The sequence below is a fragment of the Halolamina pelagica genome (assembly GCF_900115675.1).
In the GTDB taxonomy this organism is placed as follows: Archaea; Halobacteriota; Halobacteria; order Halobacteriales; family Haloferacaceae; genus Halolamina; species Halolamina pelagica.
The window spans coordinates 52,323-75,382 of the sequence record NZ_FOXI01000009.1; the positions used below are offsets into that span (position 1 = coordinate 52,323).

23 protein-coding genes are annotated in these 23,060 nt (G+C 68.7%); 13 read left to right on the top strand and 10 right to left on the bottom strand.

The genetic code is table 11. The features are described from left to right. Position 1: 1 nt before the first annotated feature. The gene (locus tag BMZ83_RS11590; protein WP_074878816.1) at positions 2–370 is read right to left on the bottom strand and encodes a universal stress protein; all 369 of its coding nucleotides are present in this window, start codon (positions 368–370) and stop codon (positions 2–4) included. Positions 371–457: 87 nt separating this feature from the next. Here BMZ83_RS11590 and BMZ83_RS11595 point away from each other — a divergent pair, with 87 nt between their 5' ends. Beyond that, positions 458–1,150 carry a DUF5806 family protein gene (locus BMZ83_RS11595; protein WP_074878817.1) on the top strand — a complete coding sequence of 231 codons (693 nt, stop codon included), beginning with the start codon at positions 458–460 and terminating at the stop codon, positions 1,148–1,150. A gap of 51 nt (positions 1,151–1,201) precedes the next feature. Here the strand turns inward: BMZ83_RS11595 and BMZ83_RS11600 are convergent, their stop codons facing one another. Continuing rightward, positions 1,202–2,305 carry an aminopeptidase gene (locus BMZ83_RS11600; protein ID WP_074878820.1) on the bottom strand — a complete coding sequence of 368 codons (1,104 nt, stop codon included), beginning with the start codon at positions 2,303–2,305 and terminating at the stop codon, positions 1,202–1,204. A gap of 130 nt (positions 2,306–2,435) precedes the next feature. On the opposite strand from BMZ83_RS11600, the gene BMZ83_RS11605 reads away from it, so the two are divergent. Further along, the gene (locus tag BMZ83_RS11605; protein ID WP_074878822.1) at positions 2,436–3,875 is read left to right on the top strand and encodes an amidohydrolase family protein; all 1,440 of its coding nucleotides are present in this window, start codon (positions 2,436–2,438) and stop codon (positions 3,873–3,875) included. A gap of 56 nt (positions 3,876–3,931) precedes the next feature. Then, positions 3,932–4,831 (top strand): phosphogluconate dehydrogenase (NAD(+)-dependent, decarboxylating), encoded by a 900-nt coding sequence (gnd, locus tag BMZ83_RS11610; protein WP_074878824.1) that lies wholly within the window; start codon positions 3,932–3,934, stop codon positions 4,829–4,831. 128 nt (positions 4,832–4,959) lie between these two features. Here the strand turns inward: gnd and BMZ83_RS11615 are convergent, their stop codons facing one another. From BMZ83_RS11615 to BMZ83_RS11625, 3 genes are all read right to left on the bottom strand, one after another. Further along, complete coding sequence (locus tag BMZ83_RS11615) at positions 4,960–5,853, bottom strand: ABC transporter permease (protein ID WP_074878826.1); 894 nt, start codon at positions 5,851–5,853, stop codon at positions 4,960–4,962. Further along, on the bottom strand, positions 5,850–6,800 hold the full coding sequence (locus BMZ83_RS11620) for an ABC transporter ATP-binding protein (protein WP_074878829.1): 951 nt from the start codon (positions 6,798–6,800) through the stop codon (positions 5,850–5,852). The genes BMZ83_RS11615 and BMZ83_RS11620 overlap by 4 nt, the downstream gene beginning before the upstream one ends. Before the next feature lie 80 nt (positions 6,801–6,880). Beyond that, positions 6,881–7,138: a hypothetical protein gene (locus tag BMZ83_RS11625; RefSeq protein ID WP_074878832.1), complete on the bottom strand. Its 258-nt coding sequence runs from the start codon at positions 7,136–7,138 to the stop codon at positions 6,881–6,883. 103 nt (positions 7,139–7,241) lie between these two features. On the opposite strand from BMZ83_RS11625, the gene BMZ83_RS11630 reads away from it, so the two are divergent. Together BMZ83_RS11630 and BMZ83_RS11635 are read left to right on the top strand one after the other, a co-directional pair. After that, positions 7,242–8,990 carry an excinuclease ABC subunit C gene (locus tag BMZ83_RS11630; RefSeq protein WP_074878834.1) on the top strand — a complete coding sequence of 583 codons (1,749 nt, stop codon included), beginning with the start codon at positions 7,242–7,244 and terminating at the stop codon, positions 8,988–8,990. A gap of 116 nt (positions 8,991–9,106) precedes the next feature. Then, complete coding sequence (locus BMZ83_RS11635; RefSeq protein WP_074878836.1) at positions 9,107–10,399, top strand: hypothetical protein; 1,293 nt, start codon at positions 9,107–9,109, stop codon at positions 10,397–10,399. A 63-nt stretch (positions 10,400–10,462) separates the two neighbouring features. Here the strand turns inward: BMZ83_RS11635 and BMZ83_RS11640 are convergent, their stop codons facing one another. From BMZ83_RS11640 to mdh, 3 genes are all read right to left on the bottom strand, one after another. Further along, entirely contained in the window at positions 10,463–10,741 is a 279-nt protein-coding gene (locus BMZ83_RS11640) for an FxLYD domain-containing protein (protein WP_074878837.1), read from the bottom strand. Between the two features lie 210 nt (positions 10,742–10,951). After that, entirely contained in the window at positions 10,952–11,848 is an 897-nt protein-coding gene (locus tag BMZ83_RS11645) for a CPBP family intramembrane glutamic endopeptidase (RefSeq protein ID WP_074878839.1), read from the bottom strand. A gap of 42 nt (positions 11,849–11,890) precedes the next feature. Next, the gene (gene mdh, locus BMZ83_RS11650) at positions 11,891–12,805 is read right to left on the bottom strand and encodes a malate dehydrogenase (protein WP_074878840.1); all 915 of its coding nucleotides are present in this window, start codon (positions 12,803–12,805) and stop codon (positions 11,891–11,893) included. A gap of 144 nt (positions 12,806–12,949) precedes the next feature. On the opposite strand from mdh, the gene BMZ83_RS11655 reads away from it, so the two are divergent. The 7 genes from BMZ83_RS11655 (at position 12,950) to ddh (ending at position 20,691) form a co-directional block, all read left to right on the top strand. Further along, the gene (locus tag BMZ83_RS11655; protein WP_074878842.1) at positions 12,950–14,005 is read left to right on the top strand and encodes a 3-isopropylmalate dehydrogenase; all 1,056 of its coding nucleotides are present in this window, start codon (positions 12,950–12,952) and stop codon (positions 14,003–14,005) included. 153 nt (positions 14,006–14,158) lie between these two features. Continuing rightward, the gene (locus BMZ83_RS11660; RefSeq protein ID WP_079990170.1) at positions 14,159–15,547 is read left to right on the top strand and encodes an extracellular solute-binding protein; all 1,389 of its coding nucleotides are present in this window, start codon (positions 14,159–14,161) and stop codon (positions 15,545–15,547) included. Between the two features lie 10 nt (positions 15,548–15,557). After that, the gene (locus BMZ83_RS11665) at positions 15,558–16,511 is read left to right on the top strand and encodes a carbohydrate ABC transporter permease (protein WP_166623277.1); all 954 of its coding nucleotides are present in this window, start codon (positions 15,558–15,560) and stop codon (positions 16,509–16,511) included. Then, on the top strand, positions 16,508–17,362 hold the full coding sequence (locus tag BMZ83_RS11670; RefSeq protein ID WP_074878846.1) for a carbohydrate ABC transporter permease: 855 nt from the start codon (positions 16,508–16,510) through the stop codon (positions 17,360–17,362). Before BMZ83_RS11665 ends, BMZ83_RS11670 begins: the two co-directional genes overlap by 4 nt. A gap of 21 nt (positions 17,363–17,383) precedes the next feature. Then, on the top strand, positions 17,384–18,514 hold the full coding sequence (locus tag BMZ83_RS11675) for an ABC transporter ATP-binding protein (RefSeq protein ID WP_074878848.1): 1,131 nt from the start codon (positions 17,384–17,386) through the stop codon (positions 18,512–18,514). A gap of 25 nt (positions 18,515–18,539) precedes the next feature. Continuing rightward, positions 18,540–19,754, top strand: coding sequence for a CaiB/BaiF CoA transferase family protein (locus BMZ83_RS11680; RefSeq protein ID WP_074878850.1), 1,215 nt, complete (start codon positions 18,540–18,542; stop codon positions 19,752–19,754). Between the two features lies 1 nt (position 19,755). Continuing rightward, complete coding sequence (gene ddh / locus BMZ83_RS11685) at positions 19,756–20,691, top strand: D-2-hydroxyacid dehydrogenase (RefSeq protein ID WP_074878852.1); 936 nt, start codon at positions 19,756–19,758, stop codon at positions 20,689–20,691. A gap of 29 nt (positions 20,692–20,720) precedes the next feature. Here ddh and BMZ83_RS11690 read toward each other — a convergent pair whose 3' ends face one another. Beyond that, entirely contained in the window at positions 20,721–20,981 is a 261-nt protein-coding gene (locus tag BMZ83_RS11690) for a hypothetical protein (RefSeq protein WP_074878854.1), read from the bottom strand. A gap of 147 nt (positions 20,982–21,128) precedes the next feature. On the opposite strand from BMZ83_RS11690, the gene BMZ83_RS11695 reads away from it, so the two are divergent. After that, the gene (locus BMZ83_RS11695; protein ID WP_074878856.1) at positions 21,129–21,689 is read left to right on the top strand and encodes an HIT family protein; all 561 of its coding nucleotides are present in this window, start codon (positions 21,129–21,131) and stop codon (positions 21,687–21,689) included. A gap of 13 nt (positions 21,690–21,702) precedes the next feature. Here BMZ83_RS11695 and BMZ83_RS11700 read toward each other — a convergent pair whose 3' ends face one another. Next, positions 21,703–23,046 (bottom strand): sodium-dependent transporter, encoded by a 1,344-nt coding sequence (locus BMZ83_RS11700; protein ID WP_074878859.1) that lies wholly within the window; start codon positions 23,044–23,046, stop codon positions 21,703–21,705. Between the last annotated feature and the right edge of the window lie 14 nt (positions 23,047–23,060).

The window sequence follows — 23,060 nt, forward strand, 5'->3', positions numbered from 1 at the left end:
CTCACCGGACCAGCTTGACGCTCGTGTGGGCGTTCAACAGGACGAACTCCGCGATACTGCCCACGTTGATCTTCCCCATCGGGCTGGTCTGGCCGCCGCCCAGCGCGATCTCGTCGAACTCCTCGCGCTCGGCGATGTCGACCAGTTCGCTCCCCGGATCGCCCTCGACCTGTCGGATCTCGGCATCGATACCGGCGTCGTCGAGTTCCGCCCGAGTCCGCTCGGCGATCTCCTCGCGCGAGCGGGGCGACCGCGGGTTCTCGACGATCGCGACCGTGAGGTCGTCGCCCACCTCGGCCGTCCGGGCGACTACCCGTTCCAGCGCCCGTACGGAGTCGTCGCTTCCGCCGATCCCGAGCAGCACCTTCATGGCCGGCCGCACGACCGCTCGGCTGATAAACCCCGCGGGCCGGCGCCGGTGAACAACCCTATGTCCGTGGGTGTGTCAGGTGGGTGCATGAGCGACGATCCGACGCCGACGGGGGAGGCGGCCGACCGCGACGCTGGGGGCGACGAGGCGCCGAGCGACGACGGGGCGACCGACGACGAGTTCGACCGCGACGACGCCGCCACGAACGGCGCGGGCGACGTGGAGCAGGGCCCCGAATCGGACCCCCTCGCCGACGTGCCCGAGGACGTCCAGGAGTACGAACGCTTCACCAAGATGGACCGCGCGGACTACGACCGCGTCAACGAGTTCCTCCGCGAGCGGACGTACATCACCGCCCGCGAGTGGGCGATCGCGCGGCTCTGTGCGGACTTCCGAACGGAGACCGGCGTCGAGATGACCAAGATCGGCGAGAATCTCCCGCGACTGGTGCCGTTCATGACGGACACCTACAGCCCGCAGGCGGTGAATCAGGCCCGGGCCTCCTTCGAGGAGAAGGTCACCAAAGCGGGGGCGACCTTCCTCTACGGCGCGATGTCGGGGTTCTACACCGCCGAGGAACTGGACGACACCATGTACGAGGTGACCGAGATCGCGAAGTTCCTGCTGGAGGTCGAGGGCGTCGACCTCTCGGTGGAGGAGGAACTCGAAGCCGAAGACGAGATCTCGCAGGTGATGCGCGAGGTGCGGGAAGCCTCCGCGCAGGTGCGCGGCGAGGAGGTCAAGTGCCCCGAGTGTGGGCACGTCCACGAGACGGAGTAGTCGTCGAGACGGGGGACTCCGGCTGAATCTCGGTCGTTTTTCGCAGTATCGCTACCCCTCGAACCCGTCTTCCCACCGGAACATCCCGTTGCACTGCACGACTTCGCCGTCTACCTCCATCCGCGAGTCCTCGCTCATGTCCGTGATCATGTCGACGTGGACCGCGGAGTCGTTGGCCTCGTCCTCGCTGCCCTCGGGGAGGTTCGACTCGTAGGCCCGACCGAGCGCGAGGTGGACCGTGTCGCCCATCTTCTCGTCGAAGAGGATGCTGTCGGTGAACTGGTCGATACCGCGGTTCATCCCGATGCCGAGTTCGCCCAGCCGTTTGGCGCCCTCGTCGGTGTCGAGCACCTCCGCGACGGCGTCCTCGTTCTGTTCGGCCGCGAAGTCGACGACCTCGCCGTCCTCGAAGGTGAGGTGGACGTTCCGGACGCGCTGGCTGTTGATCGTCATCGGCACGTCGAAGAACACCTCGCCCTCCGTCGCGTGGGGGGCGGTGAACACCTCGCCGGAGGGGAGGTTGTGCGAGTCGTAGACGACGCTGGCCGCGGAGTTGACCGCCGTCCGCCCCTCGATGGACATCGTGAGGTCGGTGTCCGCCTTCACGATGCGGACCTCGCTCCCCTCGTCGAGCAGCTCCTTCATCCGGGCCATCTCGTCGGCGAGCTCCTCCCAGTCCCGGATGACGGCGTCGTAGACGAACGCCTGGTACGCCTCGTAGCTCATGCCGGCCTGCTGGGCCAGCGCGCGGGTCGGGTGGACCGTCGACACCCAGTCGGTGTCCATCCGCGCCTCGCGGATCCCCTCCCGGGCACGCTTTTTCGCCTGGCGCTTCGCGGCCGGCACGTCGGCGCTGGCAGTCGTGTTGCGGCCGCCGCCGAGGCGGAGCACACTGTCGGCGTGCTCGTACAGGGCGCGCTCGTACTCGGGGTCCGCGTCGAACTCGCCGCTGTGGGCCAGCGCGTGTGCGCGGTCGATCTCGTCGGCGTCGTACAGCGTCACCACGTTGGCGTCGCGCTTCCCCAACTCCTCGGCGACGGCGACGGCGAGGTCGTGGGCGCCCTCCGAGACGGAGAGCACCACGTCGTCGCCCGCCTCGATCCGGGCGCTCCAGTCGACGAGCGTCTCGGCGTGTTCGCGGATGCGGTCGTCCATGCTCGGGGCGTGGGGTGGGTCGGCAAAATACCCGCGGGATACCCGCCGGGATCACCCGGTAGCTCCCCCCGCCTCCAGTCCGACTGCCTGCGGGGGGAAGATTGAGGAACGGACCATCCGAACGCCGCCCATGGCTCGAACCGTCCTCGTCGGCGGCACCGTCGTGACCGTCGATGCCGACCGGCGCGTGCTCGATCCCGGCGCCGTCGCCGTCGATGGCGACGCCATCGTCGCCGTCGGCCCGCGCGAACAGGTTCTCGCCGAGCACCCCGACGCCGACCGCATCGACCTGGCCGACCACGTCCTGCTCCCGGGCCTGGTCGACAGCCACGGCCACGCCGGCCACAGCCTGACGAAGAACCTCGCCGACGGCGCCGGCGACGACTGGCTCGATCTGGTCAAGGAGATCTACTTCGAAGCGACCGGGACGCCGTTCTGGCGGGCGGAGGGGCGATTGGCCGCGCTCGAACGGCTCCGCGCCGGCGTGACGACCTCGCTGTCGTACGTCGGGTCGATGCCCCGCGTCGACGATCCGAGGTTCGCCGCCGCGGCGGCGACTGGCTACCGCGAGTTCGGCCTGCGCCACGTCGTCGCCGTGGGGCCGCCGGACGGCCTGCCCGTCGACTGCGCGGACCCGGAGGCCGGCACCGAAACGACGGTCGACCTCGACCGGGCGATGGCGACGACCGGGGCCGTCGTCGACGACCTCCACGGCAACGCCGACGGGCGGATTCAGGTCGCGGTCGCGCCCTCCTCGCTCGTTCCCGAGATGGACGAGGCCGGGAACGCGACCGAAGCGAGCGTGGATCAACTCCGACGGGTCACTGAGTTCGCCGAGCGGGAGGATCTGGCCATTCACGCCCACGCTTACGAGGGCGAGATCGCTGCGGCCGACGCGGCCGACCCGGAGGTCCTGACCGAGCGCCTGTCGCTCGCACACTGTGCGGGCATCGACAGCGAGGAGGTGGCACTCATGGCCGAGAACGGCGTGGCCGCCTCACACGGCCCGCTGACGCACGCCTACGCGTGGGACCGGTTCCCGGTCGTCGAAGCCATGGAGCAGGGCGTCACCGTCGCCGTCTCGACCGACGGCAGCGCGCCGGACCGCTCGTTCGACCTGCTCTCGCAGGGCCGCATCGCGGCACAGCTCCAGCGGGCCCACCACGGGGACACGAGCCTCCTCCCGGCCGGCCGCGTGCTGGAAGCGATGACCGTCGACGCCGCGGCCGCCCTCGGTCTCGGGGACGAAGTGGGGTCGCTCACTCCCGGCAAGCGTGCCGACGTGGTGGCGATCGACCGCCGCTCCGCGAAGCTCGGCCCCCACCTCGATACAGGACAGACCGTCCCCAGGCTGGTCAACTACGCCGACGGGGGCGACGTGTCGTTCGTGATGGCCGACGGCGCGGTCCGGCTGCGTGACGGGGCGGTCGTCGCCCCCGAGGCACCGACCGTCGAAGCGGTGCTCGACGACGCCGCGGCGGCCGCGGGGACCGCACTCGATCGCGTCGACGCGGCGGACGCACTGGAGCCACATCCCGACCTCTGGGGCGCGGTCCGGTACGGCGAGTAGCCGCCCCCGGCCACGGAACCGCAACGGCTACCCGTACTTCGCTCACACCCACACGCATGCAACTGGGCGTCATCGGACTCGGACGGATGGGACAGATCGTCGTCGACCGGTGCCTCGACGCGGGCCACGACGTGGTCGCGTTCGACCTGAGCGCGGAGGCCACCGCCGAGGCCGCGGGGGCGGGCGCGACCCCGGCGGACGGCGTCGACGACCTCTGTAACCGGCTCGGCGCGGAGAAGCGAATCTGGCTGATGGTGCCGGCGGGCGACCCCGTCGACGCCACGCTCGACGACCTCGAACCCCACATCGGCGAGGACGACGTGGTGGTCGACGGCGGCAACTCCCACTTCGAGGAATCGGTCCGCCGGGCCGAGGAGACCGACGCCGCGTACCTCGACTGCGGCACCTCGGGCGGCCCGGCGGGCGCCCACCTCGGCTTCTCGCTGATGGTCGGCGGGCCCGAGTGGGCCTACGAGGCGATGGTCCCCGTGTTCGACGCCGTCGCGACCGGCCACGAGGGTCACGACCGCATGGGGCCCGCGGGGTCGGGCCACTACGTGAAGATGGTCCACAACGGCGTCGAGTACGCGCTGATGCAGGCCTACGGGGAGGGGTTCGAACTGCTCGCGAACGGGCGCTACGACCTCGACCTCGAAGCCGTCGCCAACACGTGGAACAACGGCGCCGTCATCCGCTCGTGGCTGCTCGAACTCTGCGAGGAGGCGTTCCGCGAGGAGGGCAACGACCTCGGCGACGTGGCCGACCACGTCGCCGGCGGATCGACGGGGACGTGGACGGTACAGGAGGCGCTGGAGCAGGAGATTCCGGTGCCGCTGATCTACCAGGCGCTCGCCGAGCGATTCGGCTCGCGGGCGCCCGACGAGGGGCGGTTCGCCCGGCGGCTGGCGAACCGCCTCCGCTACGGGTTCGGTCGCCACGAGATCGAGCGCCAGTAGCGCTCGCTGGGGTCGGCCCGTGTTCGGCCAGCGCCTCGACGGGGCCGTACACCGCCTCTCGGGCGCCTCCGTCGTACGCCGACAGGGCGTCGGGTTCGAAAACGCCTCCCGGTCGAACGTTCGATCCGCTACAGCTCCGCCTCCCGGAACCAGACGATCCCCACCGCCAGCGGGATCACCAGCCAGAGCAGCATCGCCGCCAGCACGACGGCGTCGCCGAACGCCGGCGAGAGCTCCGGCCCGAGCGCCCGTGCGGCCTGCTGGTTCGGGATCATCCCGAAGAGCATGCTGAACATGCGGATGCGGGCCTCCAGGTCGCTCATGAACAGGCTGTCCACGAGAGTCTTGTACGCCTGGATCGGGTTCAGGATCTTGAGTGCCAGGCGGAGCCGGAACTGGTCGGGCGTCGACAGCCCGAACAGGTCGGTCGCCGCGCGGTTGACGCCGGTAACGAAGAAGTTCCAGAGGAACCAGAAGATCGCGAACAGCCCGCCGGCGCCGACCAACGCCTGCTGGTTCGTGTTCGCGGCCGCCGAGACGCCGACGGCGATCCCGACGAACACGACGCCCAACAGCGCCGTCAGCAGCGCGAACTGGACGTAGACGAGGATGTCCAGTCCCGACGCCGCCGGCAGCAACGCCAGGAGGGCGACGACGAAGCCGATCAGCACCGGGAGCGTGACGACGGCGCTGCGGCCGAGGAACTTCCCGAGCACCACGTCGTCCCGGGAGTGCGGCAGCGAGAGCAGGAGTTTGATCGTCCCCGACTCCCGTTCGCGGGTGATCGAGGCGTAGGTGACCACCAGCGCGGTCAGCGGGATGATGATCGCCGTCCCCTGCTTCAGGTAGAAGAGGAACCCCCGGAGGATCGCGGCTGCCTCCTGCTGGTTGCCGCCGCCGACGTAGAGTCGCCCGACGGCGGCGCCGGCGAACACCAGCACCGAGAGCGCCGACAGCACCCAGAGCCACCGGGAGCGCACCGCGTCCTGGAAGTCCTTCCGGGCGACGGCCTCCCAGCTCATGCGTCCACCCCCTCAGCGGCATCGCCCGCCGCGTCGCTCGGGGCCTCGCCCTCCGTGTACGCGAGGAACAGGTCCTCGAGCGAGGACTCCCGGGTCGAGAAGTCCTCGACGGCGACCCCCGCGTCCTCGAGCGCGCCGATGACGGCCGTCTTGGCTTCGGAGTCACACTGCACCGTGACCGTGCTGCCGTCGGTCGACGCGGCGTCGACGCCGTCGAGGGCACGCACCGCACCGAGGTCGTCGTCCGTGACGCCCCCGGCCGTGATCTCCAGGGTCGCACCGGTCCCGACCGCCTCGCGGAGCCCCTCGATGGAGTCGCGGGCGACCAGTTTCCCGTCGCGCAGGATGCCCACGCTGTCACAGACCGCCTCGACCTGCCCCAGCACGTGGCTGGAGAAGAAGACGGTCGCGCCGCGGTCGGCCTCCTCGCGTACGATGTCGCGCATCTCCTTCGCCCCCGCAGGGTCGAGCCCCGAGGAAGGCTCGTCGAGGATCAACAGGTCGGGGTCGCCCACGAGCGCCATCCCGAGTGCGAGGCGCTGGGCCATCCCCTTCGAGTAGCCGCCGGCCTTGCGGTCGCCGTCGCCGGCGAGCCCCACGCGGTCGAGCACGGCGTCGGGATCGGCGTCGACCCCCTTCGACTCGATGGCGAACTCGACGTGCTCCCGCCCCGTCAGGCGGTCGTAGGTCGAGAACCCCTCCGGGAGCACGCCGGTCCGTTCCCGGACCGCGACGCTGTCGGCCTGCGGGTCCATCCCCAGTACCTCAACCCGCCCCGCGGTCGGGCGGACGAAGTCGAGCAGGACGTTGATCGTCGTCGACTTCCCGGCGCCGTTGGGGCCGAGGAAGCCGAACACCTCGCCCTCCGGTACCGTCAGGTCGAGTTCCTCGACGGCGGTCACGTCGCCGAACCGCTTGGTGACCCCGTCGAGTTCGATGGCGGTCATGGGCCGGCTTGCCTCGGTTCCGGATAAAGGGTTTCGGCCGCGTGATCGGCACGCCGGCGGAGAATCGGGACGGTGTCGAGTCAGAGTTCGTCGTCCGGGTCGTGGCTCTCGGCGACGCGTTCGGCCTCGGCGGCGTAGCGCGCGACGGTCTCGGGGTCGTCGACGGGGTCGAGCCGGTCGTCCTCCACGTCGAGTGCGGCCGTCGGGCCGTCCCGGCGGGCGAGGCTGTCCAGCGCGGCCTGCCGGGTGAACGCGCGCTCGCCGTCCGGCGTGGCGTAGGTCATCGTCACGAGGTTGCGGCTGTCGACGTCGCGGTCGACGAGCCAGACGCGGGTCATGGTAAGTCCTTACGCTGCGGGCGGTTTGTAGCCGGCGGTCGTTCACGCCGCCGCGACACCGCGGGCGTCACGCTGAAACGCGCCGACCCCCTACCCCGGATAGATGGACGCGAGCGAGGTGCGCGAGCGTGCCGCCGGCCTGCCCCGGGAGCCCGGCGTCTACCAGTTCCTCGAGCGGGACGGCGACGCCGACACCGTGCTCTACGTGGGGAAGGCGGTCGACATCCGCGACCGCGTGCGCTCCTACGCGGACCCGCGCAGCGACCGCATCCGGAAGATGGTCGGCCGGGCGGACGCCGTCGACACCGCCGTCACCGACACCGAGACCCAGGCCCTCCTCCTGGAAGCGAACCTCATCAAGCGCCACCAGCCCCGGTACAACGTCCGGCTGAAGGACGACAAGTCCTACCCGCTGGTCCAACTCACCGAGCACGAGTACCCCCGCATCGAGATCACCCGCGACCCGGACGACGCCGCCACCGTCTTCGGGCCGTACACCCGGAAGGGCGAAGTCGAGACGGTCGTGAAGGCGATCCGGGAAACGTACGGCTTGCGGGGCTGTTCGGACCACAAGTTCCGGAACCGCGACCGGCCCTGTCTGGACCACGAGATGGGGCTGTGCTCGGCGCCCTGCGTCGACGCCATCGACGCCGCGGGCTACGCCGAGGACGTGGGGAGCGCGATCCGGTTCTTCGAGGGCGAGACGGGCGTACTGGCCGACCCGCTCCGGCGGGAGATGGAGCGCGCCGCCCAGGACGAGGAGTTCGAGCGCGCGGCCAACGCCCGCGACCGGCTCGAAGCGGTCGAGTCGTTCCACGGCGAGGGCGGCGAGGCGGTCTCCTCGCCCGGCAGCCGGCGCGAGGTCGACGTGCTCGCGGCGGTAGTCGAAGGCGGCGACGCCACCGTCGCGCGGCTCCACGCCGACGCCGGCCAGTTGGTCGATCGCTCCCGCCACCGCCTCGACGCGCCCGACGGCGAGGACCGCGTCGCCGGCCTGCTCTCGGCCTTCCTGACCCAGTACTACGCCGAACGGGAGCTCCCGGACGCGATCCTGCTCTCCGAGCGCCCGGACGACGCGGACGTGCTCGACTGGCTGGAGGGCGCGGGCGTCGAGGTGTCCGTTCCCGGCGCGGGACGGGAGGGGAAGCTCGTCGAACTGGCGCTGAAGAACGCCCGCAGCGGCGTGGGCGGCGCCGACGACCCGGTGGGGGCGCTCGGCCGGGCGCTCGACGTCCCCCGGCCCGAGCGCATCGAGGGGTTCGACGTGAGCCACGCCCAGGGGAAAGCCGTCGTCGGCAGCGACGTGTGCTTCGTCGGCGGCAGCGCCGAGAAGGCCGACTACCGCCGGAAGAAGCTGGCCGACCGCAACGACGACTACGCCAACATGCGCGACCTGGTGCGCTGGCGGGCCGAGCGCGCCGTCGAGGGGCGTGACGACCGCCCCGATCCGGACCTCCTGCTCGTCGACGGCGGCGAGGGGCAGTTGGCCGCCGCCCGGGACGCGCTGGCCGAAACCGGCTGGGACGTGCCCTGCATCGCGCTGGCGAAGTCGGAGGAGCTGGTCGTCACGCCCGACGGTGTCGAGCGCTTCGACGACGACGCGCCCCACCTCCACCTACTCCAGCGCGTGCGCGACGAGGCCCACCGCTTCGCGGTCCAGTACCACCAGAGCGTCCGTGACGAGGTGTCGACGGCGCTCGACGAGGTCGAGGGGATCGGCCCCCAGACGCGCCGGCGGCTGCTCCGCCGGTTCGGCTCGGTCGACGCCGTCCGCGAGGCCGGCGAGGCGGCGCTCCGGGACGTGGAGGGCGTCGGACCGACGACGGCCGAGCGGATCGCGCGACGGCTGTGACCCGGTGACACAAACCGTCGTTTTAGACTACAGTAACTACTTGTCAGGAGGGAACGAACCGCCGCCCGTTCGCCGCCCTCCGCCCTCCATGGCGAGTCATCGGCGTACGCCAAACCATGAAACGAGTCATACTGATCGTGCTACTCGTCGCGCTGGCCAGCGTGCCAGTCGCGACGGCAGTCGCACCGGCCGACGGTGGGACGGGCGCGACGATCCCCGCTCAGAACGACGCGGTATCGACGACGACCGCCACCGGCGACGACGGTGGCGACGACGAGCCACAGAACTTCACGCGGCTCTACGTCGACGCACAGAACAGCTACCTCGACCTGAAGCCGGGCGAGAGCGAGACGTTCACCGTCACCGTCGAGAACGACGAGGACGAGGCGGTCGACGTGAACCCCCACGTGTTCACCTCGCCGACCGACCGGAGCCCGATCGAGTCGTCGTGGGTCGAGATCGACGGCCCCGACAGCATCGACTCGGGTGAGGAAGCCGAGTACGAAGTGAGCGTCGAGGTCCCCGAGGACACCGAGATCGCGCGCTACTCCGGCATGATCGCGTTCACGGACCAGACCGTCGCGACGGCGCCCAACCGACCGGATCGACCGGTCCACGCGGCCCACATGAGCGTCGAGGTCTGGAAGGAGCCGACCGTCGAGATCCTCTCGGAGACGTACATCAACACGCAGGTCGAGGCCGGCGACTCGGTCACCAAGCAGATCGTGATCGAGAACACCGGCGACGAGTCGGTGCCGCTGAGCCCCGAGCGCGCCGAGCAGCGGGGTCACTGTTACGGTACGCACTGCCCGCAGCAGGTCGACCAGTCCTGGATCGAGATCGACGCGCCGAACCAGATCGCGCCGGGTGAGACCGCGACGGTGACGATCACCCTCTCGCCCGACGCCGAGGCCGACCGCGGCCGCTACGACACCTCGATCGACCTGGGGCTCGACGACCCCAACCGGCGTGACGACAACACCTACTGGCAGGAAGTCAACCTGAACTTCGTCGTGTGGGAGCAACCCGAGGAGCCCTACGAGGCCGACTTCACGGTCAGCGAGCGCACCGACAACGTCACGCTGACGCTCAACCCCCGGAACTACCGCGCGGCCGAGAACGCCGACGACCCGAGCTTCGACGTGACGTTCGTCTCGCCCGACGGCGAGCGCATCGACGCCGAGCGCGTGCAGGTCACCGAGCGCGGCTCCGTCAACCTGGGCGCCCAGCGCCAGCAGGGCGCGACCGAGGACGGCGCCTACGCGACCCACAGCGGGCAGACCGAGTTCGTCTACGTGCTCGATTCGCCCGACGCGGGTGAGTGGACCGCCGAGATCATGCCCGACAACACGATCGGGTTCCAGTACGAGCTCACGAGAAACGAGTCCGACGACGAGTTGGACGAGTAACCGCGCTCCGGTTACCGCGATCCCCCGTTTTTCCCGGCGCGATACTGACCGCCCAGCGGCGGCTCAGTCGACCAGTTCGACCACGAACCAGTAGTCGGCGACGGCCCGGGCGTCGGCGCCGTTGCCGGGGGAGACCAGTTCGACTTCCCAGCGCCCGCCCGCGGCGATGCGGTCGGCGCGAGCCTCGTTCTCGTCGAGCAGTTCCCCGTCGTCGTCGACGAAGCGGGCGACGGCGCGTACGTCGGTCACGGCTGACTCGCCCCCGTTCTCGATCACGGCGTCGACGGCGACCAGTTCGCCGTCGCTCCCCTCGTTCGAGCGGCTCAGTTCGTGTTCGACCACGTCGAGGGGACCGGTATCGGGGATCCGGACCGTCGCCGGCGTCGGGGTCGGCGTGGGGCGGTCGGTCCGGCTTTCCGCCGTCGGTTCGGTCCCGTCGCTGGAGCCGGCACAGCCGGCGAGGCCGCCAGCGGTGGTCAGGAGGGCAGTGCGCGCGAGGAGGGCACGGCGGCGTATACCGGCGGCTCGGTTCGGGAGTGTATAGCTCCCGTGCTACTCCCGGAGCAGCCACGCGGCGACGACGAGCCACGGGAGCGCGGCCAACAGTCCCACCGGCGTCGGCCCGAGCAGGCTGTTGGGCTGGCCGGCGACGAACAGGACGGCGACGCCCGCGATCGCGTTGATGGCGCCGTGGCCGACGCTCGCGGGCCAGACGCTCCCCTCGCGCTCGGTCAGGACGGCCAGGAACGTGCCGGCGCCGACGGTGAAGGCGAGGAAGGCCAGCATCCCGGTCCACGGGAAGCCGGGGTAGGCGAAGCCGTAGTTGTACCCCATCGCCAGGATCGGCCAGTGCCAGATCCCCCAGACCACGCCGGTCAGCACGATCGCCCGGCGGCGCCCCAGCGGGGCGAGTTTCGGCAGCAGGTACGCCCGCCAGCCGAACTCCTCGCCGAACGCGAACAGCCCGTTGATGATCGGCGCGATCGTGAGCGCGCTCAGGATCTGGATCGCCGCCAGCAGCCACGGGTCGATCCCGACGCCCATGCTCGCTACTTGGGCGCGGAACGCGGCCATCGTGGGATCGAACTGCCCGGGGAACGCCGCGAAGTAGAGCGCGCCGCCGACGACGGTCAGCACCGCCGGCGCGACCCACGCGGCGGCGTAGGTCCACACGGTCCCGTCGAAGTCGGGGGAGAGCCGGTGGCGTTCCCAGCCCTCGCCCGTCGCGAGTCGGGCGGCGACGTTGCCGAGCGCGGGGCCGAACATGTAGGCGGTCGGCAGCAGGACGGTCGCGAGCGTGATCCCCTCGGCGAGTTCGGGGCTGTCGGTGAGTGCGCCCGTGACCCAGATCACCAGCGCCGTCGCCCACGAGACGCCGAAGGCGACGAGGAGGAAGACGGCGATCCGGCGGCGCTGCAGCGCCGCCGGCGCCCGTAACCGATCGTTCATACCCCGTCGGTGCACCCGCGGCCAGCAAAAACGTTGCCGAGCCTACTCGATCTTCGCGTACTGGTCCCGCAGCTTCTCGGCGGCCTCGTCCATCAGGTCGGCCTCGTAGTCGGAGAGCTCCCACTCGACGACCTCCTCGACGCCGTTTTCGCCGAGTTTGACCGGGACGCCGAAGGCGGTGTCCTCGTAGCCGAACTCGCCGTCGAGGACGATGCTGCCGGGGAGGACCTCGCCGGTGTCGCGGATGACCGCCTCGGCCATGTGGGCGACGCCGGTCGCCGGCCCCCATTCAGTCGCCCCTTTGCGCTCGATCACGTCCATCGCCGACTGCTTGAGGTCGCCCAGGATCTCCTCGCGCTCGTCGGCGGTGAACTCGGGGTCCCGGCCGTCGACACGCACCTTCGAGAACACGGGCACCTGCGCGTCGCCGTGCTCGCCCAGGATCGTCGCCTCGACGTTCCCCACCTCGGTGTCGAAGCGCTCGGAGAGGACGTAGCGGAACCGCGCGGAGTCCAGCCGGCCGCCGAAGCCGATCACCTTCGACCGGTCGCGGTCGCCCGTCTCGTACAGGTGGCGGTTGAGCAGGTCGACGGGGTTGGAGGTGGTGATGGTGACGAAGTCGTCGTTGTGCTCGGCGAGCGAGGCGCCGATGTCGTCCATGATCGGGGCGTTGTCGCCCGCGAGGTCGATCCGGGTCTGCCCCGGCTCCCGGGGGATGCCGGCGGTGATGATGACCACGTCCGAGCCGGCGGTGTCGGCGTAGGTGCCCTGCCGGACGGTGGTGTTCGAGTCGTAGGCGACGCCGTGGTTGGCGTCGGCGGCCTGGCCGACCGTCACGTCCTCCTGCTCGGGGATGTCGACGTAGACGAGTTCGTCGACGACATCGCGGAGCGCGAGGTTGTACCCGGCCGCCGCGCCGACGGTTCCTGCCGCACCGACTACGCTGACTTTCGTCATGACGCGTCAAGCTTGGGCGACTCGGCGATTAAACCCAGCGATGACGGTAGAGAGCGGTCCCGGGACCGATGCCGTGACTTCCCGCCGATGGTTGCGTGTGAACGATGAACACTCTTTTCCATCGGGTGTCTGATAGGGTCCGCCGTGACCTACGACATCGCGACGATACCCGGCGACGGAATCGGACAGACGGTCGTCGAGGCGGCGCTGCCGGTGCTCCGGGAAGCCGGCGACGTCTACGGGTTCGAGTTCGACGTGACGGCGTACGACTGGGGGACCGAGCGCTACCGCGAGGAGGGCGCGATGATGCCCGACGACGCGCTCGAGCAACTGGAACCGCGGGACGCGATACTGCTCGGCGCCGTCGGCCACCCGGACGTGCCGGACCACGTGACGCTCCACGGCCTCCTGCTCCCGATTCGGAAGGCGTTCAACCAGTACGTCTGCAAGCGGCCGACAGTGCTCTACGAGGGTGTCGAGAGCCCACTCCGGGGGTATGACGGCGGCGACATCGACTTCGTCGTTTACCGGGAGAACACCGAGGGAGAGTACGCCGATATCGGCGGCCGGGAACACCGCGGGTTCGACAACGACGTCGCCATCCAGTCGGCGCTGTTCACCCGGCAGGGCGTGGAGCGGATCGTCCGGCAGGCGTTCCGAGCGGCGAGCCGGCGCCGGGGCAAGTTGACGAACGTCACCAAGTCAAACGCGCAGGCGTACGGGATGGTGCTCTGGGACGATATCGTCGAGGAGGTGGCCACGGAGTTCCCCGACGTGACCGTCGAGCGACTGCTCGTCGACGCCGCGAGCATGGATCTCGTGCGACGCCCCGAGGAGTTCGACGTTCTCGTGGCATCCAACCTCTTCGGCGACATCCTCACCGATATCGGTGCCGTCATCTCCGGGAGCATGGGGCTGGCGCCCTCCGCGAACGTGAATCCCGAGGGGGAGTACCCCTCGCTGTTCGAACCGGTCCACGGCTCCGCACCGGACATCGTCGGCCGGGAGATCGCGAACCCCCTTGCGACGGTTCTCTCGGGGGCGATGCTGCTCGAACACGTCGGCGAACCCGAGGCTGCGGCAGGTGTTCGCGACGCCGTCCGGGCACAGTTGGCGGCCCCGGCCGCCCCCCGAACGCCGGATCTCGGCGGCGAGGCGTCGACGTTCGAAGTCGCCCGGGACGTCGAGGCTCGCTTATGAAAGGAGAACGATAAATTACTCGAAAGTAAGTAAACGTTTACTCGTCGAACCGCCCTAATGGTAGGGGCTTGACGTGTATCTGATGCGCGCGGTTAATTATCAGGTTCTAAATAAAACCAACCTTTATGATGCAGAGGAAAATTAGCGTGTTCCATGGGAGAATCCCCCAACACGGACGGTAGCACACCGCACTTATCACGACGGGCTGTCGTCGCAGCGGCGGGCGTCGGCGGCCTTTCGACCGGATTGGCGGGCTGTCTCGGACTGGGTGGGAGCGGGAGTTCGGAACCGGTGAAGTACATCTCCAACAACAACTCCCCGCAGTTCAAGGAGATGCTCCGCGGGTTCGCGGAGGACTTCGAGGAGGAGCGAGACATCGAAGTCGACATCGAGTTCACCGAGATCGGTGGCGACTACGGCCAGCGGGTCAGCCAACTGATTCAAGGCGGGAACCCGCCGGACATCATCAACGCCGAACAGTTCCGTATCGGCGCGTACGCGACGCAGGACATCCTCCGGCCCGTCGACGACGTGATCGACGCCGTCGAGGAGGAGGAGGAGGAGGTCCCCGAGAAGTTCGGGTTCGTTTACGACGGGAGCAACCGGCTCGTGCCGGCGGTCGCGTCGGTGACGAACAACTGGTACCGCTCGGACATCTACGACGAGATGGGGCTGGAACCGCCCACGACGTGGGAGCGTGAGCGGGAGGCCGCCCAGGCCATCACGGAGGCGGACAACGACCTCTACGGGCTCGGCTACACCACGTCAGCGACGGTGTACGGCTCCTACCACGCCTGGACGCGACTCTGGGGGAACGACGCGAAGGTCGCGGCCCGCGACGGCGATACTGTCAACGTCGCGCTCGACAGCGGCCAGAACCGCGACCGCGTCCGTGAAGTGCTCGAACGCGCCCAACAGATGGTCGAGTACTCGCCGACGGCGACCAACTGGGACTGGGGGGAGATTTACGAGTCCTACGCCGGCGGGACGACGGCCACGGCCATCTACTCCGGTGGCCGCCCGAAAACGCAGTCCATCGGGCAGGACCGCCCGTGGGCCGACGCGACCAAGCGGGTCTCGAACCCGTACAACAGCTCCAACCGCAACGCGTCGCTCGGCAACTCGGCCGCGACAGGGTACGCTCTCGTCCAGGGTTCGGCTAATCCCGAGGGGGCAAAGGAGTTCATCCAGTACATGGTCACCGGCGAGCGGCTCGTCGAGTACGCGCGGGCGCTGCGGTTCCACAACATCCCCATCTACGAAAGCTGGTACGAGCCGGGGTCGGCGTACCGCGACGGCTGGGACTACCTGAACGACAACTTCGACGAGGAGACGATCCAGGGCGAGCGGCAGGCGCTGTTCTCGGACGAGACCCAGCCGTTCACCGCCGAAACCGAACCGGCCAACCCCTACGCCTCCCCCGCGTTCACGTCCTTCCAGCTCGGGCAGATGTTCTACGACGTGACGGAAGGCGGGATGAACATCGACGACGCCATCGACGAGGCGGCGTCGGTCCTGCGCGACAACACCGGCATGGAATGACATGTCGGTAGTGAGCGATCGCGTCACTGCCCTCGTCCCGACACGGTGGTGGCAGCGAAGCAACGAGATACTGTCGGGGGTTTTCGAGGACGACAGGCGACTGCTGGCGGTGTGTCTGACGCCCGCGCTCGCGCTGTACGTCCTGGTCGCCATCCTCCCGATGCTGTGGGCGTTCAACCTCAGCCTCTACGAGGTGTCGACGCTGAACCCCGTCTGGGAGTGGACCGGTCCGGGACGGCTCGTGGACATCCTCACCTCGGGGGCGTTCCAGGCGGCGTTCGGACGGAGCCTGATCTTCGGGTTCGGCTCCGTCGCCTTCCAGATCGTCGTCGGGGTCTCGCTCGCGCTGCTGGTCAACCGGGAGTTCAAGGGGGCCGTCCTCGCACGCGCGGTAGCGCTACTCCCCTACATGGTCCCGGCAGTCGCCATCGGGATGGTCGGGCAGTTCATGCTCAACGCCCAGTACGGCATCATCAACCTCGTGCTCATCCGCGTGGGGATCCTGAACAACCCAGTCGCGTTCCTCGGGCTTCCCGAAACAGCGATGGCGACGGTGATGGTCGTCGGTTCCTGGAAGTTCGCGGTGTTCGTGACGCTGCTGACGCTCGCACGGCTCCAGTCCATCCCCGAGAACTTCTACGAGGGGGCGACGATGTGTGGCGCCAACGCCTACCAGAAGTTCCGGGACGTCACCCTGCCCCGAATCAAGAACGTCATCCTCATCGCCGCCTTGCTCCGGACGCTCTGGATGTTCAACAAGTTCGACATCATCTACATCATGACCCGTGGCGGCCCGGGTGAGGAGACGACGACCATCCCGCTGCACGCCTACGAAGTCGCGTTCAACCAGTACGACCTCGGCCAGGCCGCGGGCATCGCCGCGCTGATGTTCGTGTTCCTCGCCCTCTGGTCGATCGTGTACTTCCGTGTCGCACGGCCCGAAGAGGAGGTGCGTGTCGCATGACCCAAATCGTCGGCAACTACATCACGTACGGACAGGCTGCCCGCATCAAGTCGATCTCGTACCAGATCGTCGTCTGGGCGGCGCTGCTGGCGTTGATGCTGCCCATCATCTGGGTGATCATCGGCACGTTCAGCGGTCTGGACGCGCTGCTCGCCGGGAACCTCTCGCGCATCCTCGGGAGCTTCACGACCCAGCCGCTGCGGGACGTGTTCTTCGCGTCGAACTTCATGGTCTACTACCGGAACAGCCTTGTCGTCGCCGCCGGCGTGGTGGTGTTCACCGTCGTCGCCTCGACGCTGGCGGGCTACGGCCTCACGAGAGTCCAGTTCCGGGGCAAGAAGTGGCTCGCCCGCTTCATCCTGTTCGGCTACATGTTCCCGCCGCTGCTGCTCTCGATTCCCATGTACCAGATTTGGGACCAGCTCGGGCTGCTCAACTCGCTGCTCGGACTGGTGTTCGCCGAGTCGTCGGTGCCGCTTCCGTTCGGCATCTGGACGATGTGGCTGTTCTTCCAGACGGTTCCGATCGACTACGAGGAGTCGGTCTGGATGGCCGGCGGGTCGCGCTGGCACTCCTTCAAGGACATCGCACTCCCACAGGCGGCCCCGGGGATGGTTGCGGTCGGCATCTTCGCGTTCCAGTCGTCGTGGAACAACTACACGTACCCGAAGGTGCTCATCTCCCAGGACTCGCTCCGGCCGCTCACGACCGGGCTCACCCAGTACGCCGTCCAGAACTTCGTGTTCTGGAACCAGGTGATGGCCGTCGTGCTGACGATGGTCATTCCGGCGTTCCTGATGGTGTACTTCCTCCAGAAGTACCTGCTCGAAGGCTACAAAGCAACGGCGTAACAACGAAATAATTCAACAACTATGTCAGATATTCAGGTCGATACGCTCCGCAAGGAGTTCTCGAGTGACGGTGGTCCGATAGTTGCAGTCAACGACGTCTCCTTCACTGTCGAGGACGGCGAGTTCGTCTGTATCGTCGGCCCGTCCGGCTGTGGGAAGACGACGCTCCTCCGGTGTATCGCGGGACTCGAACGCCCCACGAGCGGGAGCATCACCCTCGCCGGCGAGGAGGTGACCGACATCCCGCCGCAGAACCGGAACCTGGCGTTCGTGTTCCAGGACATCACCCTCTACCCCCACATGAAAGTGTGGGAGAACATCTCCTACCCGCTGAAGCTCGACGGGGTCGATGCCGACACCCGCTACGAGCGAGCACAGGAGGTCGCGGACACCATCCAGATCGGGGAGCTGCTGGACATGTACCCCGGCGATCTCTCCGGCGGCCAGCAACAGCGGGTCGCCATCGGTCGGTCAATCATCCGCTCGCCACGGGCGTACCTGCTCGACGAGCCGATGAGCGACCTCGACGCCAAGCTGAAAAAGGAGATGCGCGTCGAACTCCAGCGCATCCAGCAGCAGGTCGGGGGGACGATGGTGTACGTCACCCACGACCAGGAGGAGGCGATGACGCTGTCCGACCGGATGATCGTCATGGACGACGGCGAGATCCAGCAGTTCGGGTCGCCACAGCAGGTCTACCACGAGCCGAACAACGTGTTCGTCGCGCAGTTCATCGGCTCGCCGGAGATAAACCTCCTCTCGGCGACGTGTCGGGACGACACCGGTGGGACCGTCACCGTCGACGACACGGGCTGGAACATCGAGACCGGCATCGCGAGCCAGGGCGTTCCGGAGAACGTGACGTTCGGCTTCCGGCCGCGACACACGAACGTCGAACCCGTCGAGGACCTAGACGGCCTCGGCGGGGAAGTCGCGCTGGTCGAGGCCGTCGGCGACGAGAACATCCTCTATATCGACACGGAGGTCGGCGAGATCCGCGCCGTCGTCGACATCGAGCGAACCCCCATCGAGGAGGGCGACACCGTCGCCGTCGACGTCGAACGCTCCTACCTGTTCGACGGTGCGACGGGGACCACCGTCGCCCACAGCACGCGCCGCGGCGACCAGCCTGACGACCAAGTGGAGGCCTGACCGGGGCCAACCGACGCTTCTTTCAATGTCTTCTGAACACGCTAGCGGTCCGCTGGACGGGTTGCGCGTCATCGACTGCTCGGGCATGATCAGCGGCGGGTTCGCGACGGTCCAACTCGCCGACTTCGGCGCCGACGTGGTCATGGTCGAGCACCCCGAACACCCGGACCCGATACGCGAGTGGCCGCCGTTCGACGAGGGCGAGTCGCTGTGGTGGAAGTCGCTGGCCCGGAACAAGCGCTGCGTAACCCTGGACCTCAGTACCGAGGAGGGGAGCGCGCTCCTCCTCGACCTCGTCGAGGACGCCGACGTCCTGTTCGAGAACTTCCGTCCGGGGACGATGGAGGAGTGGGGCGTCGGCCCCGAGACGCTGCGGGCGGAGAACCCGGAACTCGTCGTCGTTCGGCTCTCGGGCTACGGCCAGACCGGGCCGCGGGCCCGGAAACCCGGGTTCGGTACGGTCGCCGAGGGGCTCTCCGGTTGGGCGGCGGTCAACGGGTTCCCGGACAGCAAACCCCTCCTGCCGCCGATCAGCCTCGCCGACCTGACGGCCGCGCAGTTCGCAGTGCAGGCGACTATGTTCGCGATTTTCGAACGCGACGTCGGCCGCGGCGGCAGCGGCGAGGGCCAGGTCATCGACGTCAGCCTCTACGAGTCGCTGTTCCGGCTGTTCGTCGGCGACGTCGCGGGGTACGACCGACTCGGGAAAGTGCCGGAACGGACCGGGAACCATCACGCCAGCGCCGCCCCACGGAACGTCTACGAGACCGAGGACGGCTACATGACGCTGTCGGCCTCCTCACAGAGCATCTTCGAGAACCTGATGGACGCCATCGACCGCCCGGACCTCGTCGACGACCCGCGGTTCGCCGATAACGACGCCCGGGTCGAACACAACGACGCACTCGACGAGGTCATCGAGGCCTGGACCCGCAAGCGGTCGACCGAGCAGGCGATCGAGGAGATGGAGGCGGCCGACGCCGTCGTCGGGCCGGTCCACGACGTCTCGGACATCTTCGAGGACGAGCAGTACGCCGCCCGTGGGGACATAATCGCCGTCGAGGACGAGGACCTCGGGACCGTCCGGATGGCGGCCACGCTCCCGAAGTTCTCCCGAACGCCCGGGTCGGTGCGACACACGGGCCCGAAACGGGGGGAGCACAACGACGAGGTGTTCCGCGAGGAGCTATCGCTGGACGGCGAGACGTACGACCGACTGCGCGAACGGGACGTCATCTGAGATGCCCCGCGAGCCACTCGACCGACTCTGCGTCCACGAGAGCACCGACGAGAAAGTCCCGATCGGGGCGTTCGTCGACGCCCTCTCGGATCTCCCCGTCCCCGTCGAGGTGGTCGGTGACGACGACGCAGTCGGCGAGGGCGACGCCGTCGCCACCTACCGCCCGCGGGACTGGTTCGTCGACGCGGGGTGGGTGCACTGTCTCCGCGCCGGCTACGACGAGTTCGACACGGACCGCTACGCGGCGGCCGGGACGCCGCTGACGAACAGCACGGGCATCCACGACACGACGGTGGGCGAACTGGTCGCCGGCTACATGCTGACGCTCGCCCGGCGCCTGCACGTCTACCGCGACCACCAGAACCGGCGGGAGTGGTACGACCCGCCGTACGAGCAACCGTTCACCGTCGACGGGGAGATGGTGTGTGTCGTTGGCCTCGGGACCATCGGCCGGGGCGTCGCGGATCGAGCACGGGGACTGGGAATGGACGTGGTCGGCGTGCGTCGGTCGGGGGCGCCGGTCGACGGCGTGTCGACGGTGTATTCGCCGGCGGAGTTGCACGCGGCCATCGACGACGCCCGGTTCGTCGTCCTCGCCGTGCCGCAGACGCCGGAGACGGAGGGAATGTTCTCCCGCCCCGAGTTCGAGGAGATGCGCGACGACGCCTACCTCGTCAACGTCGCTCGGGGGCCGGTCGTCGACGAGGCCGCGCTGGTCGACGCGCTCGAGGCCGGGACGATCGCCGGCGCGGGCCTCGACGTGTTCGAGACCGAACCGCTCCCGGAGGACTCGCCGTTGTGGGGGTTCGAAGAGGTGCTCGTCTCCCCCCACGAGGGGTCGACCACGAACCAGTACCACTCCGACCTCGCGGTACTCGTCGAGGAAATCTTCCACCAGTACCAGTCCGACGCGTCGCTCCGGAATCGCGTCGCGTGACGACCGCTGGCGTCGAAAAATACCGTCAGTCAGCAGGTCTCGGCACCGAACGCCGACTTCACGAAGTTCGGCACCGGCAGGTCGCCCATCAGCCCCGAGACGAAGTCGGGAACCAGATCAGCGACGAACCCCGGCGGTCCGTCACCGTCCGGGCCGTTCTCGGCGTTCTCGCAGTCGTTGACCTGTTCGGCCGGGCCGTCGACGGCCCCCGGCGCGGCTGCCGCGGGCATCGCGACGACGCTCAGCAGCAGGAGCGCCCCGAGGGCGCCGACGATGAGTTTCGAGTTCATTGCGTATCGGTCCACGGGCGGGAGGGGAATAAACCGGGCAAGCGCTACAGCCGGGTTGGGGCCGAGTTAACCGCGTTTAACGCCGATTCGACCGGGGGAGCGGAATCGAACAGAACCACTAACCGCCGGCCGGCCGATCCTCCGGGCATGGACCAACTGTTCGCCCCGTGGCGAATCGACTGGGTCGAGCGCGATCCGGAGGACGACGAGATCGACGGCTGCCCGTTCTGTGTCCTCCCCGAGCGCGACGCCGACCGGGAGAGCCGCATCGTCGCCCGCAGCGAGCACTCCTTCGTGATCCTCAACAACGCCCCGTACGCCCCGGGGCACGTGATGGTCATCCCCGACCGCCACACGGGCGAGTGGGCCGACCTCGCCGACGCCGAACTGCTCGATCACGCGAAGCTGAAGGTCGCGGCCATCGACGCGCTGGAGGCCGGCTTCGACCCCAGCGGCGTCAACGCCGGCGAGAACCTCGGCGGCGCCGCCGCCGGCGGCTCGATCGGCGACCACCTCCACACCCACCTGATCCCGCGCTGGGAGGGGGACACGAACTTCATGCCGATCGTCTCGGACACGAAAGTGATCGTCGAGGCGCTGGAGGCGAGCTACGACAAGCTCCACGAGGCGTTCGCGGCGCTGCCGGCGTCGACGGACGGTGTCGAAAAAACGGACGCGGTCGAACTCCGGTTCGACGAGAGCAACTAGCGCTCCGGTTCGACTAGAGGAACGGGAACCCCGGCGAGGCGTAGATCGACGTGACGCCGAGGTACAGCGTCGTCAGCACGCCGACGAACACGACCGTTCGGAGCCACCAGACCCAGAGGCGGGCGTACACCGCGTTAGCGTTCGAACCCTGCTGGACCTCGTCGATCGCTTCGGGCCCGTACACCCAGCCGACGAAGATCACGCCCAGTAGCACCGACGCCGGCAGCAGCACGCTGTAGGCCAGCGTGTCGAACCAGCCCAGCCACGCGGTGTTCCACGCCGAGAGCGTGCCGAGCAGGAACAACACGCCGCCGAAGCCGAAGGCGGTCGCCTTGCGGTCCCACTCGTACTTGTCGACGCAGTAGGACGTGACCACTTCGAGCAGGCTGATCGCCGAGGACAGCGCCGCGATCAGCACGACGAAGAAGAACAGCGCGCCGACGACCCGGCCCGCCACCCCCAGGTTCGCGAAGGCCTGGGCGACCGAGACGAACAGCGCTCCCGGACCGCCGGCGGCGGCGCCTTCCGGCAACGTCCCGAACTGGACGAACAGGAGCGGGATCACGACCAGCCCCGCCAGGACGCCGATGGCGGTGTTGAGACCGACGACGAGCCCGCCGTCGGCGGGCAGGCTCTCGTCCTCACCGATGTATGAGGCGTAGGTGATCATCGCGCCCATCCCCAGCGAGAGCGAGAAGAACGCCTGACTCACAGCGAAGGGGACCACCGATCCCAGGTTGTTCGCGAGGAAATCCAGGTCCGGCGAGAGGTAGTAGCCGTACGCCGGGCCGCTGCCGTCGAGCGTGACCGCGTAGACGGCGAGGCCGAGCAGCATCAGCACCACCGACGGAACCATCAGCTTGGTCGCCTTCTCGATGCCGTCCTCGACGCCGAAGGCGACGATGCCGGCGGTAACCGACATGAACAGCGCGTGGAACGCGATCGCCTCCCAGCCGGTGGAGACGGCGCCGAAGTAGGCCGCGGTGTCGGTGAAGTAGCCGCCGGTCAGGCTCCCGATCGTGTAGCGGATCACCCAGCCGCCGACGACGCTGTAGTACGACAGGATCCACAGCCCCGTGAACAGTCCGAGCCCGCCGACGACCGTCCAGGCGGGGTGGTCCAGCCGCTCGAACGCCTCGACGGCGTTGATCTTCGCCCGCCGGCCGATCGCGAACTCGCCCAGGATCGTCGGTAGACCGATCAGCACCGCCGCGAGTAGATAAACGAACACGAACGCCGCCCCGCCGTTCGTGGCGGTTTTGAACGGGAACTGCCAGATGTTCCCCAACCCGACTGCGCTCCCGACCGCAGCGAGGATGAACCCCGCGCGCGTCGTCCATGTTTCTCGTTGTGCCATGTCTCCGCAAGGCA

Bases quoted from the DNA above. Each gene is read 5' to 3' on its own strand.
- BMZ83_RS11635 (WP_074878836.1), top strand. From the start codon at position 9,107: ATGAAACGAGTCATACTGATCGTGCTACTCGTCGCGCTGGCCAGCGTG.
- BMZ83_RS11620 (WP_074878829.1), bottom strand. From the start codon at position 6,800: ATGACCGCCATCGAACTCGACGGGGTCACCAAGCGGTTCGGCGACGTG.
- BMZ83_RS11600 (WP_074878820.1), bottom strand. From the start codon at position 2,305: ATGGACGACCGCATCCGCGAACACGCCGAGACGCTCGTCGACTGGAGC.
- BMZ83_RS11695 (WP_074878856.1), top strand. From the start codon at position 21,129: ATGGACCAACTGTTCGCCCCGTGGCGAATCGACTGGGTCGAGCGCGAT.
- BMZ83_RS11680 (WP_074878850.1), top strand. From the start codon at position 18,540: ATGTCTTCTGAACACGCTAGCGGTCCGCTGGACGGGTTGCGCGTCATC.
- BMZ83_RS11630 (WP_074878834.1), top strand. From the start codon at position 7,242: ATGGACGCGAGCGAGGTGCGCGAGCGTGCCGCCGGCCTGCCCCGGGAG.
- ddh (WP_074878852.1), top strand. From the start codon at position 19,756: ATGCCCCGCGAGCCACTCGACCGACTCTGCGTCCACGAGAGCACCGAC.
- BMZ83_RS11670 (WP_074878846.1), top strand. From the start codon at position 16,508: ATGACCCAAATCGTCGGCAACTACATCACGTACGGACAGGCTGCCCGC.
- mdh (WP_074878840.1), bottom strand. From the start codon at position 12,805: ATGACGAAAGTCAGCGTAGTCGGTGCGGCAGGAACCGTCGGCGCGGCG.
- BMZ83_RS11700 (WP_074878859.1), bottom strand. From the start codon at position 23,046: ATGGCACAACGAGAAACATGGACGACGCGCGCGGGGTTCATCCTCGCT.
- BMZ83_RS11615 (WP_074878826.1), bottom strand. From the start codon at position 5,853: ATGAGCTGGGAGGCCGTCGCCCGGAAGGACTTCCAGGACGCGGTGCGC.
- BMZ83_RS11675 (WP_074878848.1), top strand. From the start codon at position 17,384: ATGTCAGATATTCAGGTCGATACGCTCCGCAAGGAGTTCTCGAGTGAC.
- BMZ83_RS11605 (WP_074878822.1), top strand. From the start codon at position 2,436: ATGGCTCGAACCGTCCTCGTCGGCGGCACCGTCGTGACCGTCGATGCC.
- BMZ83_RS11625 (WP_074878832.1), bottom strand. From the start codon at position 7,138: ATGACCCGCGTCTGGCTCGTCGACCGCGACGTCGACAGCCGCAACCTC.
- BMZ83_RS11590 (WP_074878816.1), bottom strand. From the start codon at position 370: ATGAAGGTGCTGCTCGGGATCGGCGGAAGCGACGACTCCGTACGGGCG.
- gnd (WP_074878824.1), top strand. From the start codon at position 3,932: ATGCAACTGGGCGTCATCGGACTCGGACGGATGGGACAGATCGTCGTC.
- BMZ83_RS11690 (WP_074878854.1), bottom strand. From the start codon at position 20,981: ATGAACTCGAAACTCATCGTCGGCGCCCTCGGGGCGCTCCTGCTGCTG.
- BMZ83_RS11645 (WP_074878839.1), bottom strand. From the start codon at position 11,848: ATGAACGATCGGTTACGGGCGCCGGCGGCGCTGCAGCGCCGCCGGATC.
- BMZ83_RS11660 (WP_079990170.1), top strand. From the start codon at position 14,159: ATGGGAGAATCCCCCAACACGGACGGTAGCACACCGCACTTATCACGA.
- BMZ83_RS11595 (WP_074878817.1), top strand. From the start codon at position 458: ATGAGCGACGATCCGACGCCGACGGGGGAGGCGGCCGACCGCGACGCT.